A 26012-nucleotide genomic window follows, 5' to 3' on the forward strand; every position below is an offset into this window, starting at 1 on the left:
ACCAACGACCCCCACCATGTCAAGGTGGTGCTCTAACCAGCTGAGCTACGCGCCTCCGTCAAGGTCCCGGAACTGGCAGACCTCAGGAAAGTGAGGATTATAGTGTCCGAGAAGGCCAAGTCAAGCCTTTGAAGGGTGCTGATGCCTCTGGGGTCAGCTCGGCGGAGTCCGTCGGCAGCGGTGTCAGTCGCTGATCAGGTCCGTGCCTGGTGGAGGCGTGAAGCTGAACAGCGATGGGGCCAGGCGCGGATTTCTCTCGAGACGCGAGAAAACGAGGGCGGTCATCTGCCCGAGGCTATCGAACAACTCCATCGCTTTCAGGTCGTTGCCGGCAAAGCCGATGCGCACCTTTTCGAAACCACTGTCGGCGACCTTCGGCGTCGCTTCGAGCCATTCGAGACCGTCGCTCTCGCCACTTTCGCGCAGAGTGAAGCTTCGCTCGATCGTCCCGTCGCCGGCGAGCAGTGCAGCCGGGGTGCCACCTAGCGCGGCCCCCACTTTGCGCACGGTCACCTGACGCAGGTCGGGGTCATGAATCCAGACCTTCTCGCCGTCACCGACGAGCAACTGGCGATACGGCCGCTCCAGCTGCCAGCGGAACTTCCCCGGACGCGAGAACATCATCACGCCGCTCGCCGTCTGAGTCTGGCGCCCGTTCCGGCTGATCACCGTCTGGGCAAAGTCGGCGCGCACGGTCCGCGTCGTTTCGAGGAACTGGTGCAGCTTTTCGATCGCAGCCGCCTGAAGCGGCCGGCTGATCAGCAGGAGAACGACCGCCAGGACGCGCGCGAGGCTCATTCTTCTTCCTTGCGGACGAGGACTTCACGGCCACCGCGGGCGTCCATCGGGGAAACCAGGCCCGCCTTCTCCATCGCTTCGATCAGCCGGGCCGACCGGTTGTAGCCAATGCGCAGATGCCTCTGGACGAGCGAGATCGACGCCCGCCGGTTCCTGAGGACGACTTCGACGGCCTGGTCATAGACGGGGTCGGCCTCTCCGTCGGCCTCCGACCCACCAGTGTCCGTGCCGGCGCCGGCCGCGTCGTCGTCATCGGCGCCGCCACCGGTGAGCACGCCGTCGATGTAATCGGGCGCACCGGTCTTCTTGAGGTAGTCGACGACCCGGTGCACCTCTTCATCGGCGACGAAGGCGCCGTGCACGCGCGTCGGATAGCCGGTTCCGGGAGCGAGGTAGAGCATGTCCCCCTGGCCGAGCAGCGTCTCGGCGCCCATCTGGTCGAGAACGGTTCGCGAGTCGATCTTCGACGAGACCTGGAAAGAGATGCGCGTCGGGATGTTGGCCTTGATCAGACCGGTGATCACATCGACCGACGGCCGCTGAGTGGCCAGAATCAGATGGATCCCCGAAGCTCTCGCCTTTTGCGCCAGGCGCGCGATCAGCTGTTCGACCGTCTTGCCGGCAACCATCATCAGGTCGGCGAGTTCGTCGATGACCACGACGATGTACGGCAGGGGCGAGAGCGGTTCGGGGCTGTTCGGGGTCAGCGACACCGGGTTCGGGATGGTTTCACCGCCCTTGGCGGCTTCCCGGATGCGGTTGTTGAGGCCGACAAGATTGCGTACGCCCATCGCCGACATCAGTTTGTAGCGCTTCTCCATTTCGCCTACGCACCAGTTGAGCGCGTTGGCCGCCTGCTTCATGTCCACGACCACTGGCGCGAGGAGCTGCGGGATGCCCTCGTAGATCGAGAGTTCGAGCATCTTCGGATCGACGAGGATCAGACGCACTTCGTCCGGGCCGGACTTGTAGAGCAGCGAGAGGATCATCGCGTTGATGCCCACCGACTTCCCCGAGCCGGTGGTCCCGGCGACCAGCAGATGCGGCATCTTCGCCAGATCGACGACCATCGGCTGGCCGCCGATATCCTTGCCGAGGGTCATCGCCAGCGGCGAGTTCATCTCGTGGTATTCGCGGCTGGCGATGATCTCCAGCAGACGGACCATCTGCCGGCGGGGATTCGGCAGTTCGAGGGCCATCGACGACTTGCCCGGCACCGTCTCGACGACGCGTACCGAGACCAGCGACAGCGAGCGCGCGAGGTCCTTGGCCAGGTTGAGGATCTGCGCGCCCTTGACGCCGACGGCCGGCTCGATCTCGTAGCGCGTGATCACCGGGCCCGGATAGGCGGCGGTCACGGCGACCTGCACGCCGAAGTCGGCGAGCTTGCGCTCGATCAGCCGCGATGTGCTCTCGAGGGTTTCGGGTCGCACGCGGTCGCTCTGTAACGGCGCGGGTTCGAGGAGGTGCAGCGGAGGCAGCATGCCACCCTCGACCGCTTTGGGGAAGAGCGGCTGCTGGCGTTCGCGGTCGATGCGTTTGTCGACCTTGGCCGGTGTCCGGGGCGCGACGACGGCGCCAGGATGACTCTCGAGAGCTGTTGCTCCGGTCCCCTTGCCGGGCGCAGGGTCCGCCGACGCGGCGCGCGCCTCCGCGACCTTCCCGACTTCGACGGCGCGTGGCTCGCCGGCTGCCGCTTCCGGCGGAAGAGCCGTCGCCGCCTTCGTCATCTGAGCGGACGCTTCGGCTTCGCTAGCCGACTCGATCCGCGGCTCGCCGGGCGCAACCCCTTTGGCCGAGCCGGCCAGGGAGCGAGCAACGGCCTCCTCGCCGCCGTGGGTACCGGCGTACGGCTGGCGGGGGTCATCGCGGCCACCGGCCGGGGTTTCGACGAGGACTGGTTCGGCTGAATCGACAGGGCGATCGGGAGCGGCTCCGAGGATCGGTTCATGGGCTTCGGCGCGTCTCTTCTCGGTTTCGACGACGGCCTGACGTTCGCGGGCGACTTCGCGACCGATCCGGCGATCCTGCCAGCGCTCGAAAAGCCTGACCACGCCGAGCGTCGCCGTTTCGAGCAGTGCGCCGACGCGCTCGGCGGCGGCGATCCATGACATTCCCGAGAACAGGCTCCAGCCAAGCAGGATCATCGCGAACAGCGTCAGAGTCGCTCCGGTGTAGCCGAGGTAGCGCACGGTCGCCGTGCCGAGTTCGATGCCGATCACCCCTCCAGGTCCGACCGGCAGGCTGGCCTTGAGCGAATAGAAGCGCAGGTGCTCGAGACCGCTGCTGGCGACGATGACCACCAGGAATCCGGCGAGGGCGATGTATAGGGGGCGCCGGTCGCCAGCGTGGTGGCCTTCGAGGCGCCGGTAGCCCCTCCACACGAAGGCCAGCAGCAGGACGATCCACCACCACGCCGAAAGTCCGGAGAGATAGAGGAGCAGATCGGCAAGCCAGGCTCCGCTGCGTCCTGCCGGGTTGTGCAGCGTCGTCGCCCGGACCGCATGCGACCAGCCGGGGTCTGCCCGATGGTAGCCCCACAGCGAGAGCGCGAGAAAGCTCGCGGCAACGATCAGCAGCAGCCAGCGCGACTCCCTGAGCACGGTGGCGATCTTCTCCGGCAGGGGATTCTGCGCCCTTTGTGCGTATCTCGTCCTGCGGACGACCTTGTTGAGGAGAGCCATCGTTGCGCTTGTCGAAGTCCGGGGAAGGCGAGCGGGCTACGGCCGGGAAGCAGTCGCGCCGGCGGAACCCGGGCGCTTCTCGACGATCACGATCCGGCCTTCTTCGACGCGGAAATAGCCGCGGGTTTCCAGATCCTTCATCACCCGGCTGACCATCTCGCGCGAGGCACCGATCATCTTGGCGATGTCCTGCTTGGTCAGCCGCCGCTTGATCACGCGCTGGCCGTGCTCCGGCTCGGACATGTCGATCAGCAACTTGGCGACCCGACCGTACACGTCCATCAGCGCCAGGCTTTCAATGTTCCGGTCGGCTTCGCGCAGGCGCTGCACGAGGCTCTTCATGATGTTCAGGCAGAGATCGAAGTTCTCGGCGAGACAGCGCTTGAAGTCGTTCTTGGTGATCACCAGCAGTTCGCAGGTTTCGCTGGCGACCACGTCGGCCGAGCGCGGGCTGCCATCGATCAGTCCCATCTCGCCGAAGAACTCGCCGGGTCCGAGCAGCGTCAGGATGACTTCCCGTCCCTCCTCATCGCTGTTCAGGACCTTGGCTCCGCCGCTGATCAGGACGTAGAGCGAATCGGTGCTGTCGCCGGCGCGGACGATCGTCGTCTGGCGCGCGACGCGGCGGTGGAACGCGACTTTGGCGATCTGTTCGAGCTCCGAATCCGGAACACCCGCAAAAATCGGGATGGTGCGCAACAGAGTCAGGCTCGGTCCTCTTCTGGGCTGCTCGACCTGCGTATTCATGGGCCACTCTCTCGTCTTGTGAAGTGATTTCTATCAATGGCTTGCGGGCCAATTATAAGGCAGTTTTCAGATTTCGGGGGCACTGCTTTCATGAACTTGCCGGGTGGCTGCGGCGCTTTGCCGGTTATAATTTTCGCTGAACTTTCTCCGGAGCCAAGCGCAATGAGCGAAGCGACCCGTCACTGCCGTCTGCTGATTCTGGGCTCTGGCCCCGCCGGCTACACCGCCGCGGTGTACGCCGCGCGGGCCAATCTCCGGCCGGTGCTGATCACCGGGATGTCCCAGGGAGGGCAGCTGATGACCACGACCGACGTCGACAACTGGCCAGCCGACGCGCAGGGTGTCCAGGGACCCGAACTGATGCAGCGCTTCGAGGAGCACGCGCGTCGTTTCGACACCGAGATCATCTTCGACCACATCCACACGGCGCAACTCGGCGAGCGGCCCTTCACGCTGCTCGGCGATTCGTCGGTCTACACCTGCGACGCGCTGATCATCGCCACCGGTGCTTCGGCACAGTACCTCGGCCTGCCCTCCGAGGAAGAGTACACCGGGCGGGGAGTTTCGGCGTGTGCGACCTGCGATGGTTTCTTCTACCGCAACCAGCCGGTGGCGGTCGTCGGCGGCGGCAACACGGCTGTCGAGGAAGCGCTGTACCTGTCGAACATCGCCAGCCAAGTGACGCTCATTCATCGACGCGACCGGTTGCGCAGCGAGAAGATTCTCCAGGACAAGCTTTTCGCCCGCGAGCGGGCGGGGCGGGTCGGCATCCGCTGGAACTGCACGCTCGATGAGGTGCTCGGTGACTCTTCGGGGGTGACCGGCATCCGCATCCGCGACAAGCTGACTCAGACAACCGAAGATCTGCCGGTGATGGGCGTGTTCATCGCCATCGGCCACAAGCCGAATACCGACCTGTTCGTCGGCCAGCTGGAGATGGAGAACGGCTACCTGATCACCCGCGGCGGGCGTCATGGCGACGCGACGGCGACGTCGATCCCGGGTATCTTCGCTGCCGGCGACGTCCAGGACCACGTTTACCGGCAGGCCTGCACTTCGGCGGGCAGCGGCTGCATGGCCGCGCTCGACGCCGAGCGCTACCTCGACAGCCTCGGTCTCGCGGGCTGACGCCCTGCGGGGACGGAAACCCGGAAGACAGGCATTTCGCCCTGGGTGAGCGCCGGAGCGATGAGGCTGGCGAAGGATACGCGGCATCCGTGCAGCGCCGACGATCTGGCGGCGTTCCTCGCCGCGGTCGAAGGCGCGATCCCTCTGCGCCAGGGCGAACGGGTGAGCTTCGACACGCCGAGGCCGAGTCCCCGGCCACGCCAGCGCGAGCTCGACGAAGCCGCGGTCATCGAAGACCTGCTGCATGGGACGCTGGCCATCGACGACTGGCTCGACCTCGGCGGCGCCGACTCGTATCTGCGTAGCGGTCTGCCGCGGAGCGTCCTGCGCGACCTGCGCCGGGGCCGCTGGAGCATTCAGGATCACGTCGACCTGCACGGCATGAATCGCCATCAGGCGCACGAGCAGGTGAGCCGGTTCATCGCCCAGGCCAGAGGTGGCGGGAAGCGCTGCCTGCGCATCGTCCACGGCCGCGGGCACGGGTCGCCCGGCCGCGAGGCCGTCCTCCGCCAGCTCGTCAAGGCCTGGTTGGTGCGTTGTCGGGAGGTCATGGCCTTCTGTCATGCCCCTCCCCACGATGGGGGTGACGGTGCGCTGTGGGTTCTGCTGAGGACCGGTGGCCGGGGCCGCTAATCGGGCATCCGGTTTCGCCCGGTTGCCGGCGCAGCCGCAGCCTTTCAGATTGCCGCTTCGTCGAGTTCGCCGGTGCGAATGCGCACCACCTGCTCGACGGAACTGACGAAGATCTTTCCGTCACCGATCTTGCCGGTTCGGGCAGCCTTGACGATCGAGTCGATCGCGTTGTCGACGGCACTGTCCGAGACGACGATCTCGATCTTCACCTTGGGCAGGAAGTCGACGACGTACTCGGCGCCGCGGTAAAGCTCGGTGTGGCCCTTCTGGCGGCCGAAGCCCTTGACCTCGGTGACCGTCAGTCCGGTGACGCCGATTTCCGAGAGCGCCTCGCGGACTTCGTCGAGCTTGAACGGTTTGATGATCGCTTCGATTTTTTTCATGGCCCTTGCTCCCGAGAAGATCGTAAGGAAATCCTAGCAGAAATCCGGCGATGGCAAGCGATCAATACGGGTCGCGGTAGCGATTGGTGATCGGGTAGCGCCAGTCCTTGCCGAAGCCGCGCTGGGTGACGCGAATTCCCACGGGTGCCTGGCGTCTCTTGTACTCGCTGATCTTCAGCAGGTGCACGACGCGCCGGACATCGGCTTCAGAGTAGCCGCGGGCGATGATCTCGCGCGGGCTGAGATCCTTCTCCATGTACGCTTCAACGATCGCGTCGAGGATCTCGTACGGCGGCAGGCTGTCCTGATCGGTCTGCCCGGGCTTCAGTTCGGCAGACGGCGCGCGGGTGATGATCCGTTCCGGGATGACCGCCGAGCGGGTGTTGCGCCAGCGCGCGAGCCGGTAGACGAGAGTCTTGGCGAGATCCTTGATCACCGCGAAGCCGCCGGCCATGTCGCCATAAAGCGTGCAGTAGCCGACAGCCATCTCCGACTTGTTGCCGGTGGTCAGGACCAGCGACCCGGTCTTGTTCGACAGGGCCATCAGGATCATGCCGCGGATCCGCGCCTGGATGTTCTCTTCGGTGGTGTCCGGCGGCAGCCCGGCAAACTGCTGCTCGAGCAGCCCGGCGAAGGCGTTCATCGCGCCTTCGATCGGCAGTTCGTCGTAGCGCACGTCGAGGCGGCGGACCATCTCGCGCGAGTCGGCAAGACTGATCGCCGAGGTGTACGGTGAGGGCATCATCACCGCGCGGACCCTCTCCTTGCCGAGTGCGTCGACCGCCACGCAGAGCGTCAGCGCCGAGTCGATTCCTCCGGAGAGCCCGATGATCGCGCCCGGGAAGCGGTTCTTGCCGAGGTAGTCGCGGACACCGAGGACGAGCGCCTGATAGACCTCGGCCTCGAGGCACGGCGCGGCGGCGATGCTTCCCGGCTGCGGCTGACCGTCGACGAACTCGACGATGCCCAGGGCCTGTTCGAACTGGGGCAGCTGGCAGCACAGCGTGCCGCGCGAGTCGAGCGCGCACGAGCCGCCGTCGAAGACCAGTTCGTCCTGACCGCCGGCGAGGTTGGCATAGACCACCGGCAGGCCGGTGCTGGCGATGCGCTCGCGGAGTACCTCGGTCCGTCGCTCGCGCTTGCCGATGTGGTAGGGCGAGGCGTTGAGCACGAGCAGGACCTCGGCCCCGGCCTCGCGCGCACGATCGGCAGCCCCGGCTTCCCAGACGTCGGCGCAGATGTTGACCCCGCAGCGCAGCCCGGCGAGGTCGAGAACGCAGGCTGCGTCGCCGGATTCGAAGTAGCGCTCCTCGTCGAAAACCTCGTAGCTCGGCAGCCGCTGCTTGTAGTAAGTGCGCACCCGTGCGCCGTCGCTGAGCAGCGTCGCCGCGTTGTAGCATCGACCATCGCGCTTCTCCGGGTGCCCGACGAGCACGGCGAGGCCATGCACGCGGCAGGCCAGCGTGGCGAGTTCACTTTCGCAGGCGGCCAGGAAATCGTCGCGCAACAGCAGGTCTTCGGGCGGATAGCCGCAGAGGGCGAGTTCCGGGGTGAGCAGCAGATCGGCGCCCCTGTTCCTGGCCTGCTCGGCGAAGTCGAGGATCCGCGCCGTGTTGCCGGCGAAATCGCCGACCGTGGCGTTGATCTGGGCGATCGCGATCTTCAGGACCATGCGCGCGTCCTCAGGCGCAGAACAGGCGGCACGGGGGATCGCTGGTCAGCTTGGCGCCGTACACTCACAGACTCTCAGAAGGCCGGTTTGGTCTTCGCCTCGGCGTAGCGCTGGACGCCTTCGGTGATCTCCTTCTTGGCCTCGTCGCTGCCCAGCCAGCCCTGCACCCTGACGAACTTGCCTCGCTCGAGGTCCTTGTAATGAGCGAAGAAGTGCGCGATCTGATCGAGGACGATCTGCGGGAAGTCCCGCGGCGACTCGATGTCACGGTACATCGGGGTCAGCGAGTCGACCGGTACGGCGAGCAGCTTGCCGTCGGGTCCCGCCTCGTCTTCCATGGCCAGCAGACCGACCGGCCGGCAGCGGACGACGACGCCCGGCGGGAGCGCGAACTGTGAGACGACGAGAACGTCGACCGGGTCTCCGTCGCCGGCGATCGTGTGCGGGATGTAGCCATAGTTGCAAGGGTAGTGCATCGCCGTCGACATGAAGCGGTCGACGAAGACCGCACCGCTGTCCTTGTCCACCTCGTACTTGACCGGGTCGGCGTGCATCGGGATCTCGATGATGACGTTGAAGTCGTTCGGGAGTGCCTTGCCGGGGGAAACGAGGTCCAGGCCCATGGTGGTGCTCTCTCTGGGAGTTGGCGAAGGCGGCCATTATACGCCGCGAGGCGCCGGGCAGGCTCAACTCGTGCGGGTGGCCGGCATTCTCCGGGGGTGGTGTTCGAGCCGCTGCAGCCAGTCGAGCAGGTGCTCGGCGCAGGGCTTCCAGTGATGATCGAGGATCATCGCATGGCCGGCCTCGGGCACGATGCGCAGTTCGGCGTCCCAGCGCCTGGCGACCCGGCGGACCATGTACGGCGGGAAGACCGCGTCGAGCTCGCCGCCGACGACGAGCATCGGTCGTCGCGGTGCCGCAGCCAGCCAGCGCCACCCGAGCATGGCCATGTCGCAGATCGCGCGCGTCGATTCGGGCTGGACGAGTTGGGCGAGGCGCAGGAGCACTTCGCTCTGCGTCGTCGGCGTGAAGTAGACGTCCCGGAGGATGCGCAGCCCAGCCGGGTCGAAGACGCCGCGGGTCATGTCCTGGACCCGGGTCAGGAACTGCGGACGGCTCAGGAAGAGGTTGGCCGCCGACTCAAGGGTCCCCAACGGTGGGACCGGCGACATCAGCACTCCGGCCTCGGCCAGCGACAGTTCGACCGCGCGCTCGGCCAGATACGCGCCCATCGAGTGGCCGATGACCACCGGCTGGCGATCGAGCCCGCGGATGACCTGAGCGACGCCGGCTAGATAATCGTCGAGACCGAGCCGGTCGAGTTGCTCGCCGCCTTCACTGCGCCCGTGCCCGGGAAGGTCAGGCGCATAGCAGTCGTAGCCGTGGCTCGCGAACCAGGGCAGGAAGTGCGCACTCCAGCAGCGCGAGTCAACGTAGCCTCCGTGGAGGAAGAGCAGCGGCGGGTGCGCTGACGGCATCCTCGGGCCATGGTGGTGCACGTGGATCTTTCGCTGGGCCATGTCGATCTCCGGAAAGGAACACGGCGCACTATAGGACGGATTCGGGTGTTCCTGTAGAGTGCCGCACCCAGTGCAGCGCTGCCCGGTTGGCCGAAGTTCAGGCGCGGGCGCTCGGACGCTCGGCGACCCGGTCACGCCACGCCTGGAGCCGGCTCATCCCAAGTTCGCCAGGCTGGAACTTCATCAGACCCCGAGCGAACTCCAGCGCGCAGAAGGCGGTGATGTCGGCGATCGTGAAGCGCTCGCCGGCGACGAACTCGTGGCGGGCGAGTTCGTCGTCGAGCCAGCGGGCGATGGCCGGCAGTTTCTCTCCCTGGGAGCGTCCGAAGTCCGCGAACTGCGGCCTCTCGAGTGGCGCGAGCCCCGGGTGCGTGTGGCGAATCCAGTTGGTGATGCAGCCGAAGAAATACAGTTCGACGCGTCGGTCGGCCATTTCGATGAACGCGCGCTCGTCGAAGTCCCTGCCCATCAGATTGGGTTCGGGCGCGAGTCCTTCGAGATAGGTGCAGATCGCCCGCGTTTCGCCGAGTGAGCGACCGTCGTCGAGTTCGAGAACCGGAACCTTGGCCAGCGGACTTCGCGCGCGGAAGCTCTCCGACCAGTGTTCGCCGCGACCGAGATCGACGGTCTGCTGCTCGATCCCGGTCAGACCCTTTTCGGTGATGAACATCAGCACGCGGCGGGGGTTGGGCGCTCTCGGGGAAACGAAGAGTTTCATGGCCGGCCCTCCTTGGTGGTCCGGATTGACGATGGCGACGCTCAGGCGCCGCAGGTCCGCGACTGACCGACCTCGACCATCGCCAGTGCCCGTTCGGCGAAGCGGCGTGCGCTCTCGGCGTCGCCCTGGTCGTCGATGGCCGATGGCGGCGTGACGATACCCTTCTGGACAGCCGGTCGCGCCCGGATCGTTGCCAGCCAGCGCTGCAGGCCGGGCAGGTCGTCGACCTCGATGCCCGACCAGCGGTGCGTCCTGACCCAGGCCCAATTGGCGATGTCGGCAATCGAGTACTCGCCGGCGAGGAACTCGTGGTGCTGCAGATGTCGATCGAGGACGCGCAACAGCCGGCGGCATTCTCCCTGATACCGGTCGATGGCCGTCGGGATCTTCTCCGGAAGGTAACGGAAGAAGACGTTCGCCTGGCCCATCATCGGGCCGACTCCGCCGATCTGGAACATCAGCCACTGGATCACCCGCGATCTCCCCTGGCGGTCTTCGGGCATCAGGCTGCCGGTCTTCTCGGCCAGGTAGATCAGAATCGCGCCGGATTCGAAGACCGCGAAGTCGTCTTCCGAGCGGTCGACGATCGCCGGTATCCGGCCGTTCGGATTGATCGACAGGAACCAGGGCTGCTTCTGCTCGCCCGCCGCAAGGTCGAGGACGTGTACCGTATAGGGCAGGGCCAGTTCCTCGAGGGCAATCGAGATCTTGTGCCCGTTGGGTGTTGCCGCGGTGTACAGGTCGATCATCCGTGAAGCCGCTTCCATGAGCCGGGATGCCGTCGATCGTGACGGGGAGCCCGAGAGCGCTCATCTTACCGCAGTGCCTGCCTCAGGCGCGCCCGAGTGTCGTTGATCGCCGCGGGCGCCGGCCGATCGGTGCTGGCCGCTCCGGTCGAAGGACGATGAGGCCGAGCTTTGATGTTCCCACCCGGGTTCCAGTTTGTCGCGAACGATCGCCGGGCGCAGTAAATTAATTTCCATCACTTACTAAAAAAAGACGTGCAATCCACGAGGGGCTGTGCTATCGTGTCGCCATGGTGAACGGACTTGCACGTTACGAATTCAGCGAGCGACTCGCCGACATACTCGGTGAGTCGCGTCGGGATCTTCGTTTTCGGGTCACGCTGATGGTCAGCAGTGGCCTCGTCGCGCCGGGGCCTCGCGGACGCGGCTCGCCCGCCGCCACGCCGGATTACGCGGCGCAGCTGCTGATCGGCGCGATGGCTGCGCCGCAGCAGTCGCAGACCGTCGAGGCGATCGGCTGCTACTCGGCACTGCGGCCTCTGCCGCCTGCGCCGGATGGCAGCGTGCCGCGCGTGCTGTTCGGGCGGTCGGTCGGTGTCGGCGAGGGTCAGGGGCAGAGCGGTTCGCTGATCCAGATCGATCGCCTGCCCTTCGGCGAGGCGCTCGCCGGGCTGCTCGAACTGGCCTGTAACGAAGACACACGGGCGCTCGTGTCCAGCGAAGTCTTTGGCGTCTGGGTCAATCGCAACTGTCCGGTCGCAGCGCTGCAGGTGTGCTGCTGGTGGCAGGGCCGGCGAGCCATCGTCAGCCGCACCTACGGTCTGGCCAGCGATGCTTTACCGCCAGCGTGGCTGGATCCCGAGCGCGGCGGGACGCCCGACCCCGGCCTTTTCCACACCGTCTTTCTGCCGGCTCGCAAGTTGATCGAGGTCGGCGCACTGCTTACCCTTTCCGAATACAGGAGTAGTCCCATGCTCAGAAAGCTCGGCCACAACGTGGCCGCAATCGCCCGAATGGCACAACTCGCGGCGAAGACGCCGCACGGCAAACCTTGGCAGAAGCTGCTCTCGGCGCTGACCGCCGTGCAGGCCTGGTCCGAGCAGGTCGAGAAACAGGAACATCGCTTCGCCGAAGTCAGCGACTTCGGATCGAACCCCGGCGAGCTGAAGATGCTCAAGTACGTGCCCGAGGGCCTGCCGGTCGGGGCGCCGCTGGTCGTCGTCCTGCACGGCTGTACGCAGAGCGCGGCATCGTACAACAAGGGCAGTGGCTGGTCGACGGTCGCCGACCGTCACGGCTTCGCGCTGCTCTTTCCGCAGCAGAACTGGAACAACAACCCGCTGCGCTGTTTCAACTGGTTCAGACCGGAAGACCATTCCCGGGAAAGCGGCGAGGCGCAGTCGATCAGGCAGATGGTCGAGCGGATGATCACCGACCACGGCATCGACACCGGGCGGGTCTTCGTCACCGGTACCTCGTCGGGCGGAGCGATGACCGCCGTCATGCTCGCCACCTATCCCGAGGTGTTCTGCGGGGGCGCGGTCATCGCCGGCGTGCCCTACCGGACGGCACGCGGCCTGCAGGAAGGCCTCGAAAGCATCTTCGCCGGCCGGTCCCGATCGGCCGGGGAATGGGGAGATCTCGTTCGCGCGGCGTCGTCGCACCGCGGGCCGTGGCCGAAGGTTTCGGTTTGGCATGGCGACGCGGATACCGCGGTCAAGCCGGCGAACGCCGACGAGCTTCTCAAGCAGTGGGCCGATGTGCACGGCCTCGACCTGCAGCCGACGCTCGAGATGAGCGTCGATGGCTATCCGCGGCGTGTCTGGCAGCGGGCTGACGGTGAGGAGCTGATCGAGGCGTACACGATCACCGGCATGGGGCACGGCGCGCCTCTGGACCCCGGCGCCGAACCGCATCAGTGCGGTACGGCAGCACCTTTCTTCAACGCCGTCGGCATTTCGTCGACGCACCGGATCGCCGACTTCTGGGGCCTGCTCACCGCCCGGCCGGCGGTAGCGGACGAGGGTCCGGTCAGGGAAGCAGCTGACCGGGCGGAGTCTGCGCCGCCGCAACGGGAGAACTCGCGACTGGTGGCGGCCAAGGTCGCGGACGACCGGACTTCCGCGGAATCCGCAGCGCCGGGCGCCGGGTCCGCCGGCGCCGGCGATCGGCAGTCTGCTTCGTCCCGTCCCTTCGGGCTCGACGTGCACCGGATCATCGCCAGCTCGCTCGAGGCAGCCGGTCTGCTCAAGGGAGGGGCGCAGCGTCGCCCGGAGAGCACCGCGCCGCTGGGTCTTGATGTTCCGGGGATCATCTCGACGGCGCTCGAGGCGGCTGGCGTGCTCAAGGGCATCGCCCGGCGATCGGTCGGTTCCGAGACCAGCCTCGATGCGGCGGGCTGGGAAGGCGAGGGCTGGCAGCTGCTGCACGGTGACCCACGCGCCTTCAGGGGCGGAGCGATGCTCTACGGGTGCGCGTCCTCGGGTCAGCGCGGCGCACTTGGGCCACGCACCCAGGCGATCTCCCGGCGCATCGCGCTCGGCCCAAGGCCCGAGCTGAGCTACGTGCGGCGTCTCGATCTCGGCGCCGGGGTCAACGCTTTCACCCGCGCGAGCTTCCGCGTGCTCGTCGATGGCGTCGTCGTCGACGAGGTGACGGCGATCGGCATGGCGCACCAGGAGACCGAGTGGTTGCGGCAATCGGCGATCGATCTCGGGCAGTTCGCCAACCGGACGGTGACGCTGACCCTCGAGGTGTCTGCCTATTCGAACATCTACAGCGAGGTCCACGCCCGGGCCTGGGTGGATCAGATGAGCGTCGAGAATTCCGCCGACCTCGCGCACTGCTGACCCCCGGCGCCCGGCCCGCCGGGCGCCGCGCTAGAGGACGACCTGTGATCCGAGTTCGACGACGCGGTTGGAAGGCAGTTTGAAGTAGGCCGTCGCGCTGCCGGCATTGCGGAACATTCCGGCGAAGACCACCGCACGCCAGTAGACCATCCCCGATCCGAGCGTCGGGATCAGCGTTTCGCGCCCGATGAAGAAAGTGGTGTCCATCATGTCGACTTCCAGCCCGACTCTCGGGCACAGCGCCAGAGCGGCTGGAATGTCGGGCTCGTCCATGAACCCGTAGCGCACGCTCAACTGGCTGAAGTCGGCGTTCAGCCTGCGCAGCTCGATCCGCTCGTCTTCTCCGACGTACGGAACGTCGAGAACCTTGACGCTGAGGAACACGACCTGCTCGTGCAGCGCCTTGTAGTGCTTGAGGCTGTGCAGCAGGGCGTGGGGTACCGACTCGGGATCGTGGGTCAGGAACACTGCGGTTCCCGGCACGCGTTCGATTCCGCCCCCCGCGACGCTGGCGACGAAGGGCTTCAAATCGACCGCGTCGCTCGCCAGTCTGCTTTCGAGCAGTTCGCGGCCGCGCTTCCAGGTGGTCATCAGGACGAAGACCAGCGCACCGAAGGCCAGCGGAAACCAGCCGCCCTCGGGAATCTTGACCAGATTGGCGAGAAAGAAGGCGAGGTCCACGCAGAAGAACAGCAGCGCGCCGAAAATCGCCCGGATCGGGCTCCAGCCCCACAGGCGGACGGCAACCGCCACCGCGAGGACGTTGGTGATCAACATCGTTCCGGTTACCGCGATGCCGTAGGCCGCAGCGAGACCGGACGACGAGCCGAACTGGACGACCAGCAGGACGATGGTGAAGAACAGCAGCCAGTTGATGGCGGGCAGATAGATCTGCCCGATCTCGTGCTCGGAGGTATGCTGAATCTCGAGGCGCGGCGTGTAGCCGAGCTGAATCGCCTGTTTGGTCATCGAGAAGGCCCCGGAAATCACCGCCTGCGAGGCGATGACCGTGGCCACCGTAGCCAGGATCACTAACGGGTACCGCGCCCATTCGGGGACGAGCAGGAAGAACGGATTGTCGATGCTCGCCGGGTCGCCGAGCAGCAGTGCCCCTTGACCAAAGTAGTTGAGCAGCAGCGCCGGCATCACGTAGCCCAGCCAGGCAAGGCGGATCGGCCTGGCTCCGAAGTGCCCCATGTCGGCGTACAGCGCCTCGCCGCCGGTGATGCACAGGACGACGGCGCCGAGTGCGAAGAATCCGGTCACCGGGTTCTGCCACAGAAAATCTGCGGCGTGCAGCGGATTGACTGCGGCCAGGACCTGCGGATGACCAGCGATCGCTGCGGCTCCGGCGACTCCGATGACCGAAAACCAGAGCACCATGACCGGACCGAACAAGGCGCCGACGCTCGCCGTGCCGCGCCTCTGGAAGACGAACAGCACGGCGATCACGGCCAGCGTGATCGGCAGGATCCAGGGCTTGAAGGCCGGGGTGATGACTTCGAGGCCTTCAACCGCCGAGAGCACCGAGATCGCCGGCGTGATCACGCCGTCGCCGTAGAACAGCGCGGCGCCGAACAGGCCGAGAGTGACCAGCAGCTTCTGCTGCCGGCTTCCCGGGGTTCCCTTCTGCAGCGCCAGGGTCAGCAGAGCCATGATTCCGCCTTCTCCCTTGTTGTTGGCGCGCATGATGAACAGGACGTACTTCATCGTCACGACGACCATCAGCGACCAGAAAAACAGCGAGAGAATGCCCAGCACGTTCGCGGGGCTGATCGGAACAGGGTGCTGGGCGGCTCCGAACACTTCCTTGACGGCGTACAGGGGGCTGGTGCCGATGTCGCCGTAGACGACGCCGAGCGCCGCGAGGGCCAGCGTCGCCACGCGGGCTTTCGCGTTCTGTTTCTCTATCACGTGGGTCTCCTCAGGGTTGAAAGCGGTAACCGACTGCGGTTTCGGTCAGAAGGTGCCTCGGCTGCGCTGGATCATCCTCGAGCTTCTGGCGCAGGTGCCCGACATAGACGCGCAGGTAATGACTGCTCTCGACGAAGGTCGGTCCCCAGATCTGTTCGAGCAGACTTCGCTGGGTGAGCACCTTGCCGGGATGGGCAACCAGGCTGACCAGCAGACGGTATTCGGTCGGGGTCAGATGAACCGGCTCGTCGCCTCGCTTCACGAGGCGGCGCGAGAGGTCGACGCAGACGTTCCCGAAGCGGATCAGCGGAGACGCGCCTTCCCCGTCCCGGCTGCGCCGGCGCAGCATCGCCCGGACTCGAGCACGCAGTTCCCCGACGCCGAAGGGCTTGGTCAGATAGTCGTCAGCACCGGCATCGAGCGCGGCGATCTTGTCCTGCTCCTGCGAGCGGGCCGAGAGAATCAGCACCGGAAGGTCCGACCAGCCGCGCAGATCCCGGATCAGGTCGATGCCGTTTCCGTCGGGCAGGCCGAGGTCGAGAATCAGCAGGTCCGGGTTTCGCGTCCCCGCCTCGATCAGTCCTCCGGCGATCGTTTCGGCTTCGGTCACCTGACAGCCTTCCTCCTCGACGGCGAGGCGAATGAAGCGGCGGATCGGCTGTTCGTCCTCGATCAGCAGCACTCTGGGGGAAGGAATCGCGTTCATGGCTCTTCTTCCTCGACGACCGGCGGTGTTCCTCGGGGCAGCGTGAACCGGACGCAGGCGCCTCCCTCGGGTCGATTGCCGGCGCTGATCTTTCCGCCGTGGGCTTCGACGATGGCCTTGCAGATCGCCAGCCCGAGCCCGGCTCCGGGCGGTCCGGACTCGCTCTGGCCGCGCACGAACATCCGGAACAACTCGGCTGGCGCCTGTGCCGGGAAGCCGCTGCCGTGGTCGCAGACGCTGACCTCGACGGTGTCTGGGGTCGGGCGTGCCGAGACTTCGATCGGCGCCTGGGCGGGCGAATACTTCGCGGCGTTTTCGAGAAGGTTGCACAGGACGCGTTCGATCAGCACCGCGTCGAGATGCAGCAGCGGCAGGTCCCTGGGCAGGCTGACCCTGACCGGACGGCCGGTCAGTGCGCCGGCGAGCAGCTTGATGCTCGCCCCGATGACCTCCTCGAGCGGGTGCCATTGCAGGCGCAGCGTCACCTGGCCGGCGTTGAGACGGGCCATGTCGAGCAGATTGCCGACCAGCCCAGCCAGGCGATCGGCCTGCTCGCGAAGCGCCTGAGCCGTTTCGAGCGCGGCCGAAGGGAGTTGCGGTTTGATCAGGAAGAGCGAGTCGGCGAGACCGACCATCGCCGTCAGCGGTGTGCGCAGGTCGTGCGATAGCGCCGAAAGGATCGAACTGCGCAGGCGTTCGGTCGACATGCTGACCTCGGTTTCCCTGGCCACATCGGCGTAATGCAGCCGTTCGACGCCCACTGCGATCAGCGAGGCGAGAGTCTCGAGCAGCGAGGTTGCTTCGGGCGACGATTCGGCGATTTCGTCGTCGAGGCCGACGGCCAGAACACCGCGTATGCGCGTCGAGCCGCGCAGCGGGAGATAAATCGGCGCGACCCCGATGGCCCCGAGTTCGTCACCGCGCACCGTCTGCCCGCTGTCGAACACCAGCTTGGCGACTGCCGGCTCGATCGGCTCGAGGCCGTTTGCCGAAACCCGGCGCAGTGCGTCGGGGCCGTCTGCCGGGAGCAGGATCGTCGAGGGGGCGGCGAACTGCTCGCGAATGAACGACTGCGAGACCTCGACCAGCTGATCGACGGTCAGCGCTCCGGCGAGTCGGCGGGAACAGTCGTACAGCGCGAGCGTTCTCTGTTCGCGCCGAGCCGATTCGCCTGCTTTCTGGCGCAACCCCGCGGTGAGCTGCGCCGAAGTCAGCGCGGTGACGAGCATCACCGAGAAGGTGACCAGGTACTGGAGGTCGCTGACCGCCAGGGAAAAGCGCGGGGTAACGAAGAAGAAGTCGAAGAACAGCACGCCGAGAATCGATGCCACGACCGCCGCGTTGCGGCCGAGCTTGACGGCGACGAGCAGCACGGTGAGCAGGAAGAGCATGACGATGTTCGCCTGGTCGAAGTGGTCGTGAAGCGGCAGGCTCAGCGCGGTGGTCGCAAGGCACGCCGCGACGGCCAGCGTCAGGTCGCGAATCGGCGTGGACTTCTGAGCCTTGTCTTCGAGCAGTGGTGTCCCTCGATGCATGTCGGTTCTCCGGTCAACTGATGTCCACAGGATAGGCAAACCGCCATAAAGAGACCGCTCATCCGGAGTGTCCCCGAGTAAAGATGTCGTAAAGGCGGGCGGGGTCGGGCTCCGGCGTGAACAGCGGGGGGGCCTCTACGGCGCATCGGGCAGCCGCCGGGCAGTCGGATCTGCCGCAGTAGACCCGAGACGCTCGTCAGCATCGTCGGCGCATGGCGGAGCAGGGGTATCATTGCCGAGCCATCCACATCACCGCCCAAGTTCCAGGGTTCTGCCCACGGAGCCGATGCCGTCCGATGAAGATCCATCAGCTGTCGGTTGCCGAAGCGATCGCGAGCCTGCAGAGCCGGGCAGAGGGTCTCTCGACCGGAGAAGCCGGACGCCGCCTCGCCGAGTATGGACCCAATTCGGTCGAGGCGGCCGGGCGGCCATCCCTCGCCTGGCGGCTGGGGCGCGAATACTTCCACTTCTTCTCGCTGATCCTCTGGGTCGCCGCCGGGCTGGCGTTCTTCGCCGAGTGGCGCGATCCCGGCGAGGGAATGGCCAGGGTCGGGGCCACGATCGTCGCCGTGATCCTGGTCAGCGGGACGTTCTCGTTCTGGCAGGAACTGCGCGTCGAGCAGTCGTTGGCCACCTTGAGGAAGCTGCTGCCGCACCGGGTCGAGGTTCTGCGCGACGGTGCCGTCGTCGAACTGCTCGCCGAGCAACTCGTCCCCGGCGACGTCGTGCTCATCGAGACCGGTCAGAGCGTTCCGGCCGATTGCCGGCTGATCGAGGCGCACGGCGTTCGCGTCAACACCGCGACGATCACCGGCGAGTCGGCGCCGAAGGCACGCGAGGCGATCGAGTCGCAGGAAGAGCAGTGGCTGGCCAGCAGAAACATCGTGCTCGCCGGTACTTCGGTCGTCGCCGGCCGTGGCCGGGCGATCGTCTTCGCCACCGGCGCGCGAACCGAGTTCGGCAGGATCGCACATCTGACGCAGACCGCAGGCGATACGGACTCGCCGCTGCGCGTCGAACTCGCGCGCCTGAGCCGCCGGATCGCGCTGATCGCCGTGGCCATCGGCCTGAGCTTCCTCGTCGTCGGGAGTGCACTGGGTATTCCCTTCTGGCAGGACCTGATCTTCTCGATCGGCATCATCGTCGCGATGGTCCCCGAAGGCCTGCTGCCGACGCTGACCCTCGCGCTGGTCCTCGCCTCGCAGCGCATGGCGCGCCGGCAGGTGCTGATCCGCCATCTCCCGGCGGTCGAAACGCTGGGGTCGGCGACGGTGATCTGCACCGACAAGACCGGCACGCTGACGCAGAACCACATGCAGGTCCGGAGCTTGCTTCTCGGGCTGGAACCGTTCCCGGTCGAGGCGCTCGATGGCCATCCGGCGCTCCTCGAGCACAGCCACCGGCTGTTCGCCGCGGCTGCAGCCTGCCACAGCCTCGCCGAGGGCCTTGCCGAGGGGCAACCGACACTGCTCGGCGACCCGATGGAAATCGCCCTCGTCGAGATGGCCAGGCGATTCGCAGTCGCGCTCCCGGTCGCGACGCGTGTCGATGAGTACCCCTTCGATACCGACCGGATGCGGCAATCGGTGCTCGTCGACGGCGCCGACGGCCGGGCACTCTACTGCAAGGGTGCTCCGGAGTCGGTACTGCCGCAGTGCATCGCCGTCGTCGCTGGCGGGCAGGTCCGCGTGCTCGACGACACCGACCGGTCGCTGGTCCGCGAGGCACAGGAGCAGATGGCCGCGCAGGGTCTGCGTGTGCTCGCCTTTGCTTTCCGGGAAGCGCAGGCCGGTGCGCGGAGCGTGCCCGAAGCGGACCTCGTCTTCTGCGGCCTCGCGGGTCTTGTCGACCCACCGAGAGCCGAGGTTCCCGACGCCGTCCGCCGCTGCCAATCGGCGGGAATCCGGGTGATCATGGTGACCGGCGACCACCCGCGGACGGCGGTGGCCATCGCCCGGCAGATCGGCCTGGTGAGCTCGCCCGCTCCGCTGGTGGTCACCGGCTCTGAGCTGCAGAGGCTCTCGGCGACCCAGCTGCAGCTCGCGCTCGATTCACCGGAGATCGTCTTCGCGCGTCTGGCAGCGGACCAGAAGATGCGCATCGTCGAAGCGCTGAGGAACAAGCAGCAGATCGTCGCGGTGACCGGTGACGGGGTCAATGACGCGCCGGCACTGAAGGCCGCGCACATTGGCATCGCCATGGGTCTTTCGGGCACCGACGTGGCCAAGGAAGCGTCGGACATGATCCTGCTCGACGACAACTTCGCGAGCATCGTCAATGCCGTCGAGGAAGGCCGTGCGCTGTTCGCGAACATCCGCCGCTTCCTGACCTACGTCCTGGTGCACAACGTCGCCGAACTCGTTCCGTACCTCGCCTTCGCGCTGTTCCGCCTGCCCGTCGCGCTGACACCGATCCAGGCGCTGAGCATCGACATGGGGACCGATTCGCTGACCGCGCTGGGTCTCGGCGCCGAGAAGCCTCACCCGCAGGCGATGCGCCAGGCACCGAGATCGCGCGGAAAACGGCTGCTCGATCTCGAGTTGGCTTGGCGGGGCTATCTCTTCCTCGGGGTGATCGAAGCCGCAGCGGCGATGAGCGCCTTCCTTTTCGTTCTCAGGCAGGGTGGCTGGACCTACGGCCAGATGCCCGCGGCCAATGACCCACTCTACCTCCAGGCGACGACGGCGACGCTCTGCGCGATCATCGTCATGCAGATCGTCAATGTCTTCCTCTGCCGCAGTTCGGTGCGCCCGGTGTGCTCGACAGGGTTCGGCGGCAACCGCCTGATCGTCAGCGGCGTCGTGCTCGAGGTCGCGCTGCTCGGGCTGATCGCGTACACGCCGTGGGGCAATGCGCTGTTCGATACGGCGCCTCCGCCGGCTGCGGTCTGGATCGGCATCGTGCCGTTCGCGCTGGTGATGCTGCTGCTCGAGGAGGGCCGGAAGGCGATCGTGCGCCGACGTCTGGGCCGATTCAGCCGCCGCGGCGACTGACCGTCTGCCCGCCGGAACGGCGGGGCGGCGCGGCCAAGAAAACAAGGGGCACTTGACCGTCGGACCGCGAGGGCCTCAGACTGTCCGCATCGGGCTGTCGCCAGAGCCGCGGGTAGGGGGCTCGCGCAAGGAACTGCCCGTTTGACGAGCGGGTCGAGGAGCCTATGATCAACGCTGAAGCCGATACCCGGGTCTTCGAAGAGGTCGACAAGGTGTTCCGCTTCGTGGCCCTGGATTTCGTCACCAACTATCCCCGCTGGTCGTCGGAAGTCATCGAGCTCGAACCGCTGACCGAGGGAGCCGTGCGCAAGGGGTATCTGGCGCGGCAGGTTCGCGTCGACCAGGGGCACCGGTCCGAGTCGACGTTCGAGGTGGCCGAACTCGATGCCCCGCGACGAGTCTGCTTCGCCGGAGTTTCGGAGCCGTATCGCTCGCTGTACGAGTTCGACGACCTCGGCGGAGCGACGCGGATCCGCTTCGTATTCGAGGTCGAGCTGCGCGAAGCGCGGCTGAGGCCTTTCGAGAAGTTGATCCGTCTGGCGGTTCAGGACGGCGCGAGGCGTACGGTGCGCACGCTGAAGCTGCTCATCGAGAAAGACATGCTCGCCAGGGAACAGTGACCGGGTGGGCTTCGGCCCAGGGTCCCGGGGTTTTGAAGGAGATACGGATGTTCAAGACGGTCAAGGACGACGGGCTGATCCCCTACGTGCTGACGCAGATCCTCGATGCCTGCGTCAACGGCATCACCCTCTCCGACCCGGACCTGCCGGACAACCCGATCGTTTACGCGAACCGCGTCTTCGAAGAAATGTCCGGCTACGCGCAGGAGGAAATCATCGGCCGCAACTGCCGTTTCCTGCAAGGTGACGACCGCGAGCAGGAAGCGCTGCAGACGATTCGCGAGGCACTCGCCAGGCAGCAGAGCTGCGTGGTCACGCTGCGCAACTACCGCAAGAACGGGGAACTGTTCCTCAATCGTCTGTCGATCCGCCCGCTCGTCGATCGCCAGGGCAAGGTGATCTACTACCTCGGTGTGCAATTCGAGGTCGGCGACGCGCAGCGGGCGAGCTTGCCTTTCGACCGGCCGGAATTGCGCTGATCCGGCTTTCCAGCCTGCTCGCCTTTGCCCGAAGATGCCGGGCGGCGGGCAACGGTTTGCGGACGACCGTTCAGCGCTCCTTGCTCTCGAGCAGAGCCTTATTGACGTCGATCCTGTAACGCTGGCGCAGGCTCGCCAGATACGCCGAGAAATCCTCCTGGCCGAGGATCGTGTCGTACTGCCGTTGCAGAGCGCGGCGCTGTTTTTCGTCGGCCGTCGCCGGGTGACTGACGCCGACGATCTTGTACAGCGCGTAGCTGCCGCCACCCGCTTCGGCGCCGGCGTACGCGGGGAGCTTGTTGGTCTCGGCTCCGAAGATCGCCTTGAGCGCTGCCGGAGACACCTGGCGAGGATCCTGGCGCGAGACCTTTCTCGGCTGCGTCCAGGGCAGCGTGTCCGCAGCGCCCTGGCGCAGTTCGGCGAGTTTCGCTTCTCCCGTGGTGCGGGCCAGCGCCGCTTCCTCGCGAAGCTTGAGTCCCTTGACGATATCCTCCCTGACCGACTCGAAAGAGCGGACGCTGGCCGGCCGGTGCTCGACGACGCGCGCCGCGATGAGCGTGTTCGGAGCGATCTCGACGACCTCGGTGTTACGCCTGTTCTTCAGCGAGTCCTCGGAGAACACCGAGTTCAGAAGCCTGGCGTCACCCAGCTGACCGAGCGCACGCAGCGCGTCGGCCGAAGGGTTCTTCGGCAACCAGCCCGACTGCTGCAGCTTGAGATCGAACTTTTCGGCGGCCGGCTGCAGGCTGTCCGGCTGTTCGTAGACGACGTTGCTGAAGCTCTCGGCAGCTTCGGCAAACTGGCGTGACGCGGTCTGCCGCCTGAGTTCGTCCTCGATTTCCGGGCGCACCTCGGCGAGCGAGCGCTGCTTGCCGGGCTTGATCTCGGTCAGCCGGATGATGTGGTAGCCGAAGTCGGACTGAACGAGGGGCGAGATCTCGTTTTCGCGCAGCTTGAAGACAGCCTCCTCGAAGGGCCTGACCATCATTCCTCGTGCGAAGAAGCCGAGGTCGCCACCCTTCTCGGCCGACCCGGTATCCTGTGAATACTGCCGCGCGAATTCGGCGAATCGTGCCGGCGACTTGCGCACCTCGCCGAGGATCTCCTCGGCCTTGGCCCTGGCCTTGGCCGGGTCCGCTTCGCCATTCGCAGCGATCAGGATGTGGCTCGCCCGCCGCTCCTCGGGCTGACGGTAGCGGTCCTGGTGGCTTTCGTACCACGCCCTGACCTCGGTCTCGGCCGGTTTGATCCGGGCCAGTAGCGCGTCGAGGGAAAGCACCAGATACTCGACACGGGCCTGTTCAGCGATCGTGAAGCGCTCGGGGTTCTCGTCGTAAAATTTCCGGGCCGTCTGTTCGTCGATCTTGACCTGCGCAGCAAACTGCTCGGGTGCAATGCGCCATTCGGCGACCTGCCGTTCTTCGGACTGAATGCGCTGCAGGGCTTCGGTCACCGCCTGGCTGCCGATGGCCGTTTCGCCGATGGCCGCGACGATCTGCTGGAGCGTCAGGTCCTGGCGCAATTGGGCTTCGAACTGCGCCTGCGACATCCCCTGAGCAGTGAGCGCGGCCTTGTAGCGGTCCATCGAGAACTGCCCGTCTTCCTGTAGCGCAGGGATCTTGCCGATGACCTCGCGAAGCAGGCTGTCGCTGGCCCCTAGGCGTCCCTTGGCTGCCTCGAGGAGCAGCACGCGCTGGTCGATCAGTGAATTCAGGACGGCAGCGCGCGCCGCCGGCGTCTTCATCATCTCCGGCGAGAAGCTGGCACCGAGTGCCTGGCGCATCCGGTCCTGCTGCGCGCGCCAGGCCAGTTCGTACTGCTGGACGGTGATCTTTGTGTCGCCGACGCTGGCCAGGTCGGTTCCGGCTCCCGCATTGCGGACGTACGAATCGATTCCCCAGAAGGCGAAGGGCAGGGTAATCAGCGCGAGGAAGATCTGGACCGCCCTCTTGTTGTTGCGAACGGTGTCAAAGAACATGTCGGTAGCCCACGAACAGGATTTCAGGAGCGATGCGCAAACGGGAAAGCCGACCCGAGCCTGCTCCATTGCCCGGGGGCAGGGCATGCCGCGTTCGCCCCCGGGATTTCGGCGTGACGAGCCGGCGGGGTGCCCGACGGACGACCATTCCCGGCCTCAGCGCGTGATCCGCGCGAATCTCTGGTGGGTGCTGACGGGCTCGAACCGCCGACATCCAGCTTGTAAGGCTAGCGCTCTACCAACTGAGCTAAGCACCCGTGCCGTGCGCCAAGGCGAGGACCGAGGAGTGTACCGCATCGGCCATCTCTTGACCAGAACGCTGGCCCGGATCACCACGGCAAATTTGTTCTCGCACTGGCGTCAGGCGGAGGCATGGCCGATGGAGTTTCTGGTCATTCGCAGATAGTCGAAGAGCAAGCGGATGTTTCGGTTGAGGTGGCGCATGGTTTCGGCGATGCTGGTTTTGCCGTCCGAGAAGTGATGGAGGCTGCCGATGGCGAAGCGGCACAGGCGTGAGATGTCTGGATTTGAAGTTGGAGTTGCCCCTATCGGGTGGACAGGTTAGCGCTTGGTTTTCAAGCGGGTTGAGCCTCCTCGGGCGTAGGGTTAGCCGCGGCGCCGTCGCTGGCCCCTCTCAGTCCAGAGGCGAGCGGCGCGGTGGATAACCTGGGTTCGGGGCTGGCTGACTGCACAGCGTGGTGGTGTTGCTTTTCGTACTTCATGGGTGACAGATGGCCGAGCGCGGAATGGCGCCGGCGCGGGTTGTACCAGCCTTCGATCCAGGTAAACACGGCCAGGCGGGCCTCGATTTTGGTGCGGAAGGTGTTGCCGTCCAGCAGTTCGCATTCCAGGCTGGCAAAGAAACTCTCCGCCATGGCGTTGTCGTAGGCATCACCTACGGTGCCCATGGACGGCTGGATGCCCATTTCCCGGGAGCGCTTGCCGAAGGCCAGGGCGGAATACGGGCTGCCTTGGTCGCTGTGGGGGATCACCCCCTGGGGTTTGCGCGTGGCCACGGCCATGTTGAGCGCCGAAAGCACGAGTTCCGTGCGCATATGCTCGCCGATGGACCAACCGACGACCCGCCGACTGAACACGTCCAGCACCATGGCCAAATAGATGAAGCCCTGCCAGGTCGGCACGTAGGTCAGGTCGGCCACCCAAAGGCGATTGGGCGCGTCGGCCACGAACTGGCGCTTTACCAGATCGGGCGCCGGGTCACGGTCCGGATCGCGCCGGGTGGTGACCACGTAGCCGCGGCGGCGGCTCACGCCCTGCAAGCCCGCCAGGCGCATCAGGTGGGCGATGCGCTTGTGGCTGACGGCCTCACCTTGCTCCAGCAGTTCGGCCCGAACCCGGGGGCGGCCGTAGCTCCCGCCGGATTCCTTGTGGATCAGCCGGATACGCTCGGTCAGCACGGCATTCGCCACGGCGCGCGGGCTGGGCGCTCGCTGTTGCCAAGCAGAGAAGCCGCTGGCCGACACACGCAGCACGCGGCACAGGGTACGCACGGGGAAATCGGCCTGGCGCGCCATCACGAGTTCGAAGGGTTCGCGCTGGAACCTTCGCTCCTTCTGGCGAACCAGGCCGTAGCCTTTGCCAGGATGTCGCGCTCCAGCTTGAGCTGCCGGTTCTCCCGGCGCAGCTTGGCCAGTTCAGCCCGCTCGGTACTGCTCAAGCCCTCCTTGCCAGGCAAGGGCTTGCCGGCGTCGCGGGCTGCTTGCGCCAGCCAATTGACAATGGTCTGGCTGGTCGGCCCGAACTCCCGAGACCACTCGTGCGGGCTTCGGCCAGCCTGCGCCAGTTCGATGATCTGCTGGCGAAACTCCGCCGGGTACGGTGGTCTGCTTTTCGGCATCTTGGACTCCTTGTTGCGTAAGCATCAGGTGTCCACCGAAAAGGGTCAACT

The 26012-nt window shown here is 66.1% G+C and carries 20 protein-coding genes, 1 tRNA gene and 1 pseudogene; 7 read left to right on the forward strand and 15 right to left on the reverse strand.

Annotation, left to right across the window (positions count from 1 at the left end; genetic code table 11):
• Positions 1-183 precede the first annotated feature (183 nt).
• From lolA to NFW05_RS06710, 3 genes are read right to left on the reverse strand one after another with little or no spacing between them, the layout of a single operon-like run.
• Entirely contained in the window at positions 184-798 is a 615-nt protein-coding gene (gene lolA, locus NFW05_RS06700) for an outer membrane lipoprotein chaperone LolA (RefSeq protein ID WP_295304025.1), read from the reverse strand.
• Positions 795-3482 carry a DNA translocase FtsK gene (locus NFW05_RS06705; protein WP_295304029.1) on the reverse strand — a complete coding sequence of 896 codons (2688 nt, stop codon included), beginning with the start codon at positions 3480-3482 and terminating at the stop codon, positions 795-797. The genes lolA and NFW05_RS06705 overlap by 4 nt, the downstream gene beginning before the upstream one ends.
• A 36-nt stretch (positions 3483-3518) precedes the next feature.
• Entirely contained in the window at positions 3519-4229 is a 711-nt protein-coding gene (locus NFW05_RS06710) for a Crp/Fnr family transcriptional regulator (RefSeq protein WP_295304031.1), read from the reverse strand.
• Positions 4230-4391: 162 nt separating this feature from the next.
• Between NFW05_RS06710 and trxB the strand changes: the two genes are divergently transcribed.
• Both trxB and NFW05_RS06720 read left to right on the forward strand, forming a co-directional pair.
• Positions 4392-5357 carry a thioredoxin-disulfide reductase gene (gene trxB, locus NFW05_RS06715; RefSeq protein ID WP_295304034.1) on the forward strand — a complete coding sequence of 322 codons (966 nt, stop codon included), beginning with the start codon at positions 4392-4394 and terminating at the stop codon, positions 5355-5357.
• Between the two features lie 60 nt (positions 5358-5417).
• On the forward strand, positions 5418-5990 hold the full coding sequence (locus tag NFW05_RS06720; RefSeq protein WP_295304037.1) for a Smr/MutS family protein: 573 nt from the start codon (positions 5418-5420) through the stop codon (positions 5988-5990).
• A gap of 44 nt (positions 5991-6034) precedes the next feature.
• Here the strand turns inward: NFW05_RS06720 and NFW05_RS06725 are convergent, their stop codons facing one another.
• The 6 genes from NFW05_RS06725 to NFW05_RS06750 form a co-directional block, all read right to left on the reverse strand.
• Positions 6035-6373, reverse strand: a complete 339-nt coding sequence (locus tag NFW05_RS06725) for a P-II family nitrogen regulator (RefSeq protein WP_295304040.1) — start codon at positions 6371-6373, stop codon at positions 6035-6037.
• Positions 6374-6434: 61 nt separating this feature from the next.
• Positions 6435-8045 carry an NAD+ synthase gene (locus tag NFW05_RS06730; RefSeq protein ID WP_295304043.1) on the reverse strand — a complete coding sequence of 537 codons (1611 nt, stop codon included), beginning with the start codon at positions 8043-8045 and terminating at the stop codon, positions 6435-6437.
• Between the two features lie 74 nt (positions 8046-8119).
• Entirely contained in the window at positions 8120-8668 is a 549-nt protein-coding gene (gene ppa, locus NFW05_RS06735) for an inorganic diphosphatase (protein WP_295304046.1), read from the reverse strand.
• 63 nt (positions 8669-8731) lie between these two features.
• Positions 8732-9565, reverse strand: coding sequence for an alpha/beta fold hydrolase (locus NFW05_RS06740; protein WP_295304050.1), 834 nt, complete (start codon positions 9563-9565; stop codon positions 8732-8734).
• A 97-nt stretch (positions 9566-9662) separates the two neighbouring features.
• Positions 9663-10283 carry a glutathione S-transferase family protein gene (locus tag NFW05_RS06745; protein WP_295304053.1) on the reverse strand — a complete coding sequence of 207 codons (621 nt, stop codon included), beginning with the start codon at positions 10281-10283 and terminating at the stop codon, positions 9663-9665.
• Between the two features lie 41 nt (positions 10284-10324).
• Positions 10325-11032 (reverse strand): glutathione S-transferase N-terminal domain-containing protein, encoded by a 708-nt coding sequence (locus NFW05_RS06750; protein ID WP_295304056.1) that lies wholly within the window; start codon positions 11030-11032, stop codon positions 10325-10327.
• 287 nt (positions 11033-11319) lie between these two features.
• Here NFW05_RS06750 and NFW05_RS06755 point away from each other — a divergent pair, with 287 nt between their 5' ends.
• Positions 11320-13878, forward strand: a complete 2559-nt coding sequence (locus NFW05_RS06755; RefSeq protein WP_295304058.1) for a PHB depolymerase family esterase — start codon at positions 11320-11322, stop codon at positions 13876-13878.
• Positions 13879-13908: 30 nt separating this feature from the next.
• Here the strand turns inward: NFW05_RS06755 and NFW05_RS06760 are convergent, their stop codons facing one another.
• From NFW05_RS06760 to NFW05_RS06770, 3 genes are read right to left on the reverse strand one after another with little or no spacing between them, the layout of a single operon-like run.
• Positions 13909-15789, reverse strand: a complete 1881-nt coding sequence (locus NFW05_RS06760) for a potassium transporter Kup (RefSeq protein ID WP_295304082.1) — start codon at positions 15787-15789, stop codon at positions 13909-13911.
• A 13-nt stretch (positions 15790-15802) separates the two neighbouring features.
• A complete protein-coding gene (gene kdpE, locus NFW05_RS06765) occupies positions 15803-16498 on the reverse strand; it encodes a two-component system response regulator KdpE (protein WP_295304061.1) in 696 nt (231 codons plus the stop codon).
• Positions 16495-18033 carry a DUF4118 domain-containing protein gene (locus NFW05_RS06770; protein WP_295304064.1) on the reverse strand — a complete coding sequence of 513 codons (1539 nt, stop codon included), beginning with the start codon at positions 18031-18033 and terminating at the stop codon, positions 16495-16497. Before NFW05_RS06770 ends, kdpE begins: the two co-directional genes overlap by 4 nt.
• Before the next feature lie 296 nt (positions 18034-18329).
• Here NFW05_RS06770 and NFW05_RS06775 point away from each other — a divergent pair, with 296 nt between their 5' ends.
• The 3 genes from NFW05_RS06775 to NFW05_RS06785 all read left to right on the forward strand — a co-directional run bounded on the left by NFW05_RS06775 (position 18330) and on the right by NFW05_RS06785 (position 22125).
• Positions 18330-21026, forward strand: a complete 2697-nt coding sequence (locus NFW05_RS06775) for a cation-transporting P-type ATPase (protein ID WP_295304067.1) — start codon at positions 18330-18332, stop codon at positions 21024-21026.
• A 164-nt stretch (positions 21027-21190) separates the two neighbouring features.
• The gene (locus tag NFW05_RS06780) at positions 21191-21646 is read left to right on the forward strand and encodes an SRPBCC family protein (protein ID WP_295304070.1); all 456 of its coding nucleotides are present in this window, start codon (positions 21191-21193) and stop codon (positions 21644-21646) included.
• A gap of 47 nt (positions 21647-21693) precedes the next feature.
• Positions 21694-22125, forward strand: coding sequence for a PAS domain-containing protein (locus NFW05_RS06785; protein ID WP_295304073.1), 432 nt, complete (start codon positions 21694-21696; stop codon positions 22123-22125).
• A gap of 70 nt (positions 22126-22195) precedes the next feature.
• Here the strand turns inward: NFW05_RS06785 and NFW05_RS06790 are convergent, their stop codons facing one another.
• Both NFW05_RS06790 and NFW05_RS06795 read right to left on the reverse strand, forming a co-directional pair.
• Positions 22196-24103 (reverse strand): SurA N-terminal domain-containing protein, encoded by a 1908-nt coding sequence (locus NFW05_RS06790; protein WP_295304075.1) that lies wholly within the window; start codon positions 24101-24103, stop codon positions 22196-22198.
• 181 nt (positions 24104-24284) lie between these two features.
• A tRNA-Val gene (locus NFW05_RS06795) sits at positions 24285-24360 on the reverse strand.
• Between the two features lie 115 nt (positions 24361-24475).
• Between NFW05_RS06795 and NFW05_RS06800 the strand changes: the two genes are divergently transcribed.
• Positions 24476-24619, forward strand: a complete 144-nt coding sequence (locus NFW05_RS06800) for a hypothetical protein (RefSeq protein WP_295304078.1) — start codon at positions 24476-24478, stop codon at positions 24617-24619.
• A gap of 188 nt (positions 24620-24807) precedes the next feature.
• Here NFW05_RS06800 and NFW05_RS06805 read toward each other — a convergent pair.
• A pseudogene (locus NFW05_RS06805) lies at positions 24808-25961 on the reverse strand (IS3 family transposase); the annotation flags it as partial.
• Positions 25962-26012: the final 51 nt, after the last annotated feature.

The organism is Accumulibacter sp. (assembly GCF_023806625.1).
Classification (GTDB): Bacteria; Pseudomonadota; Gammaproteobacteria; order Burkholderiales; family Rhodocyclaceae; genus Accumulibacter.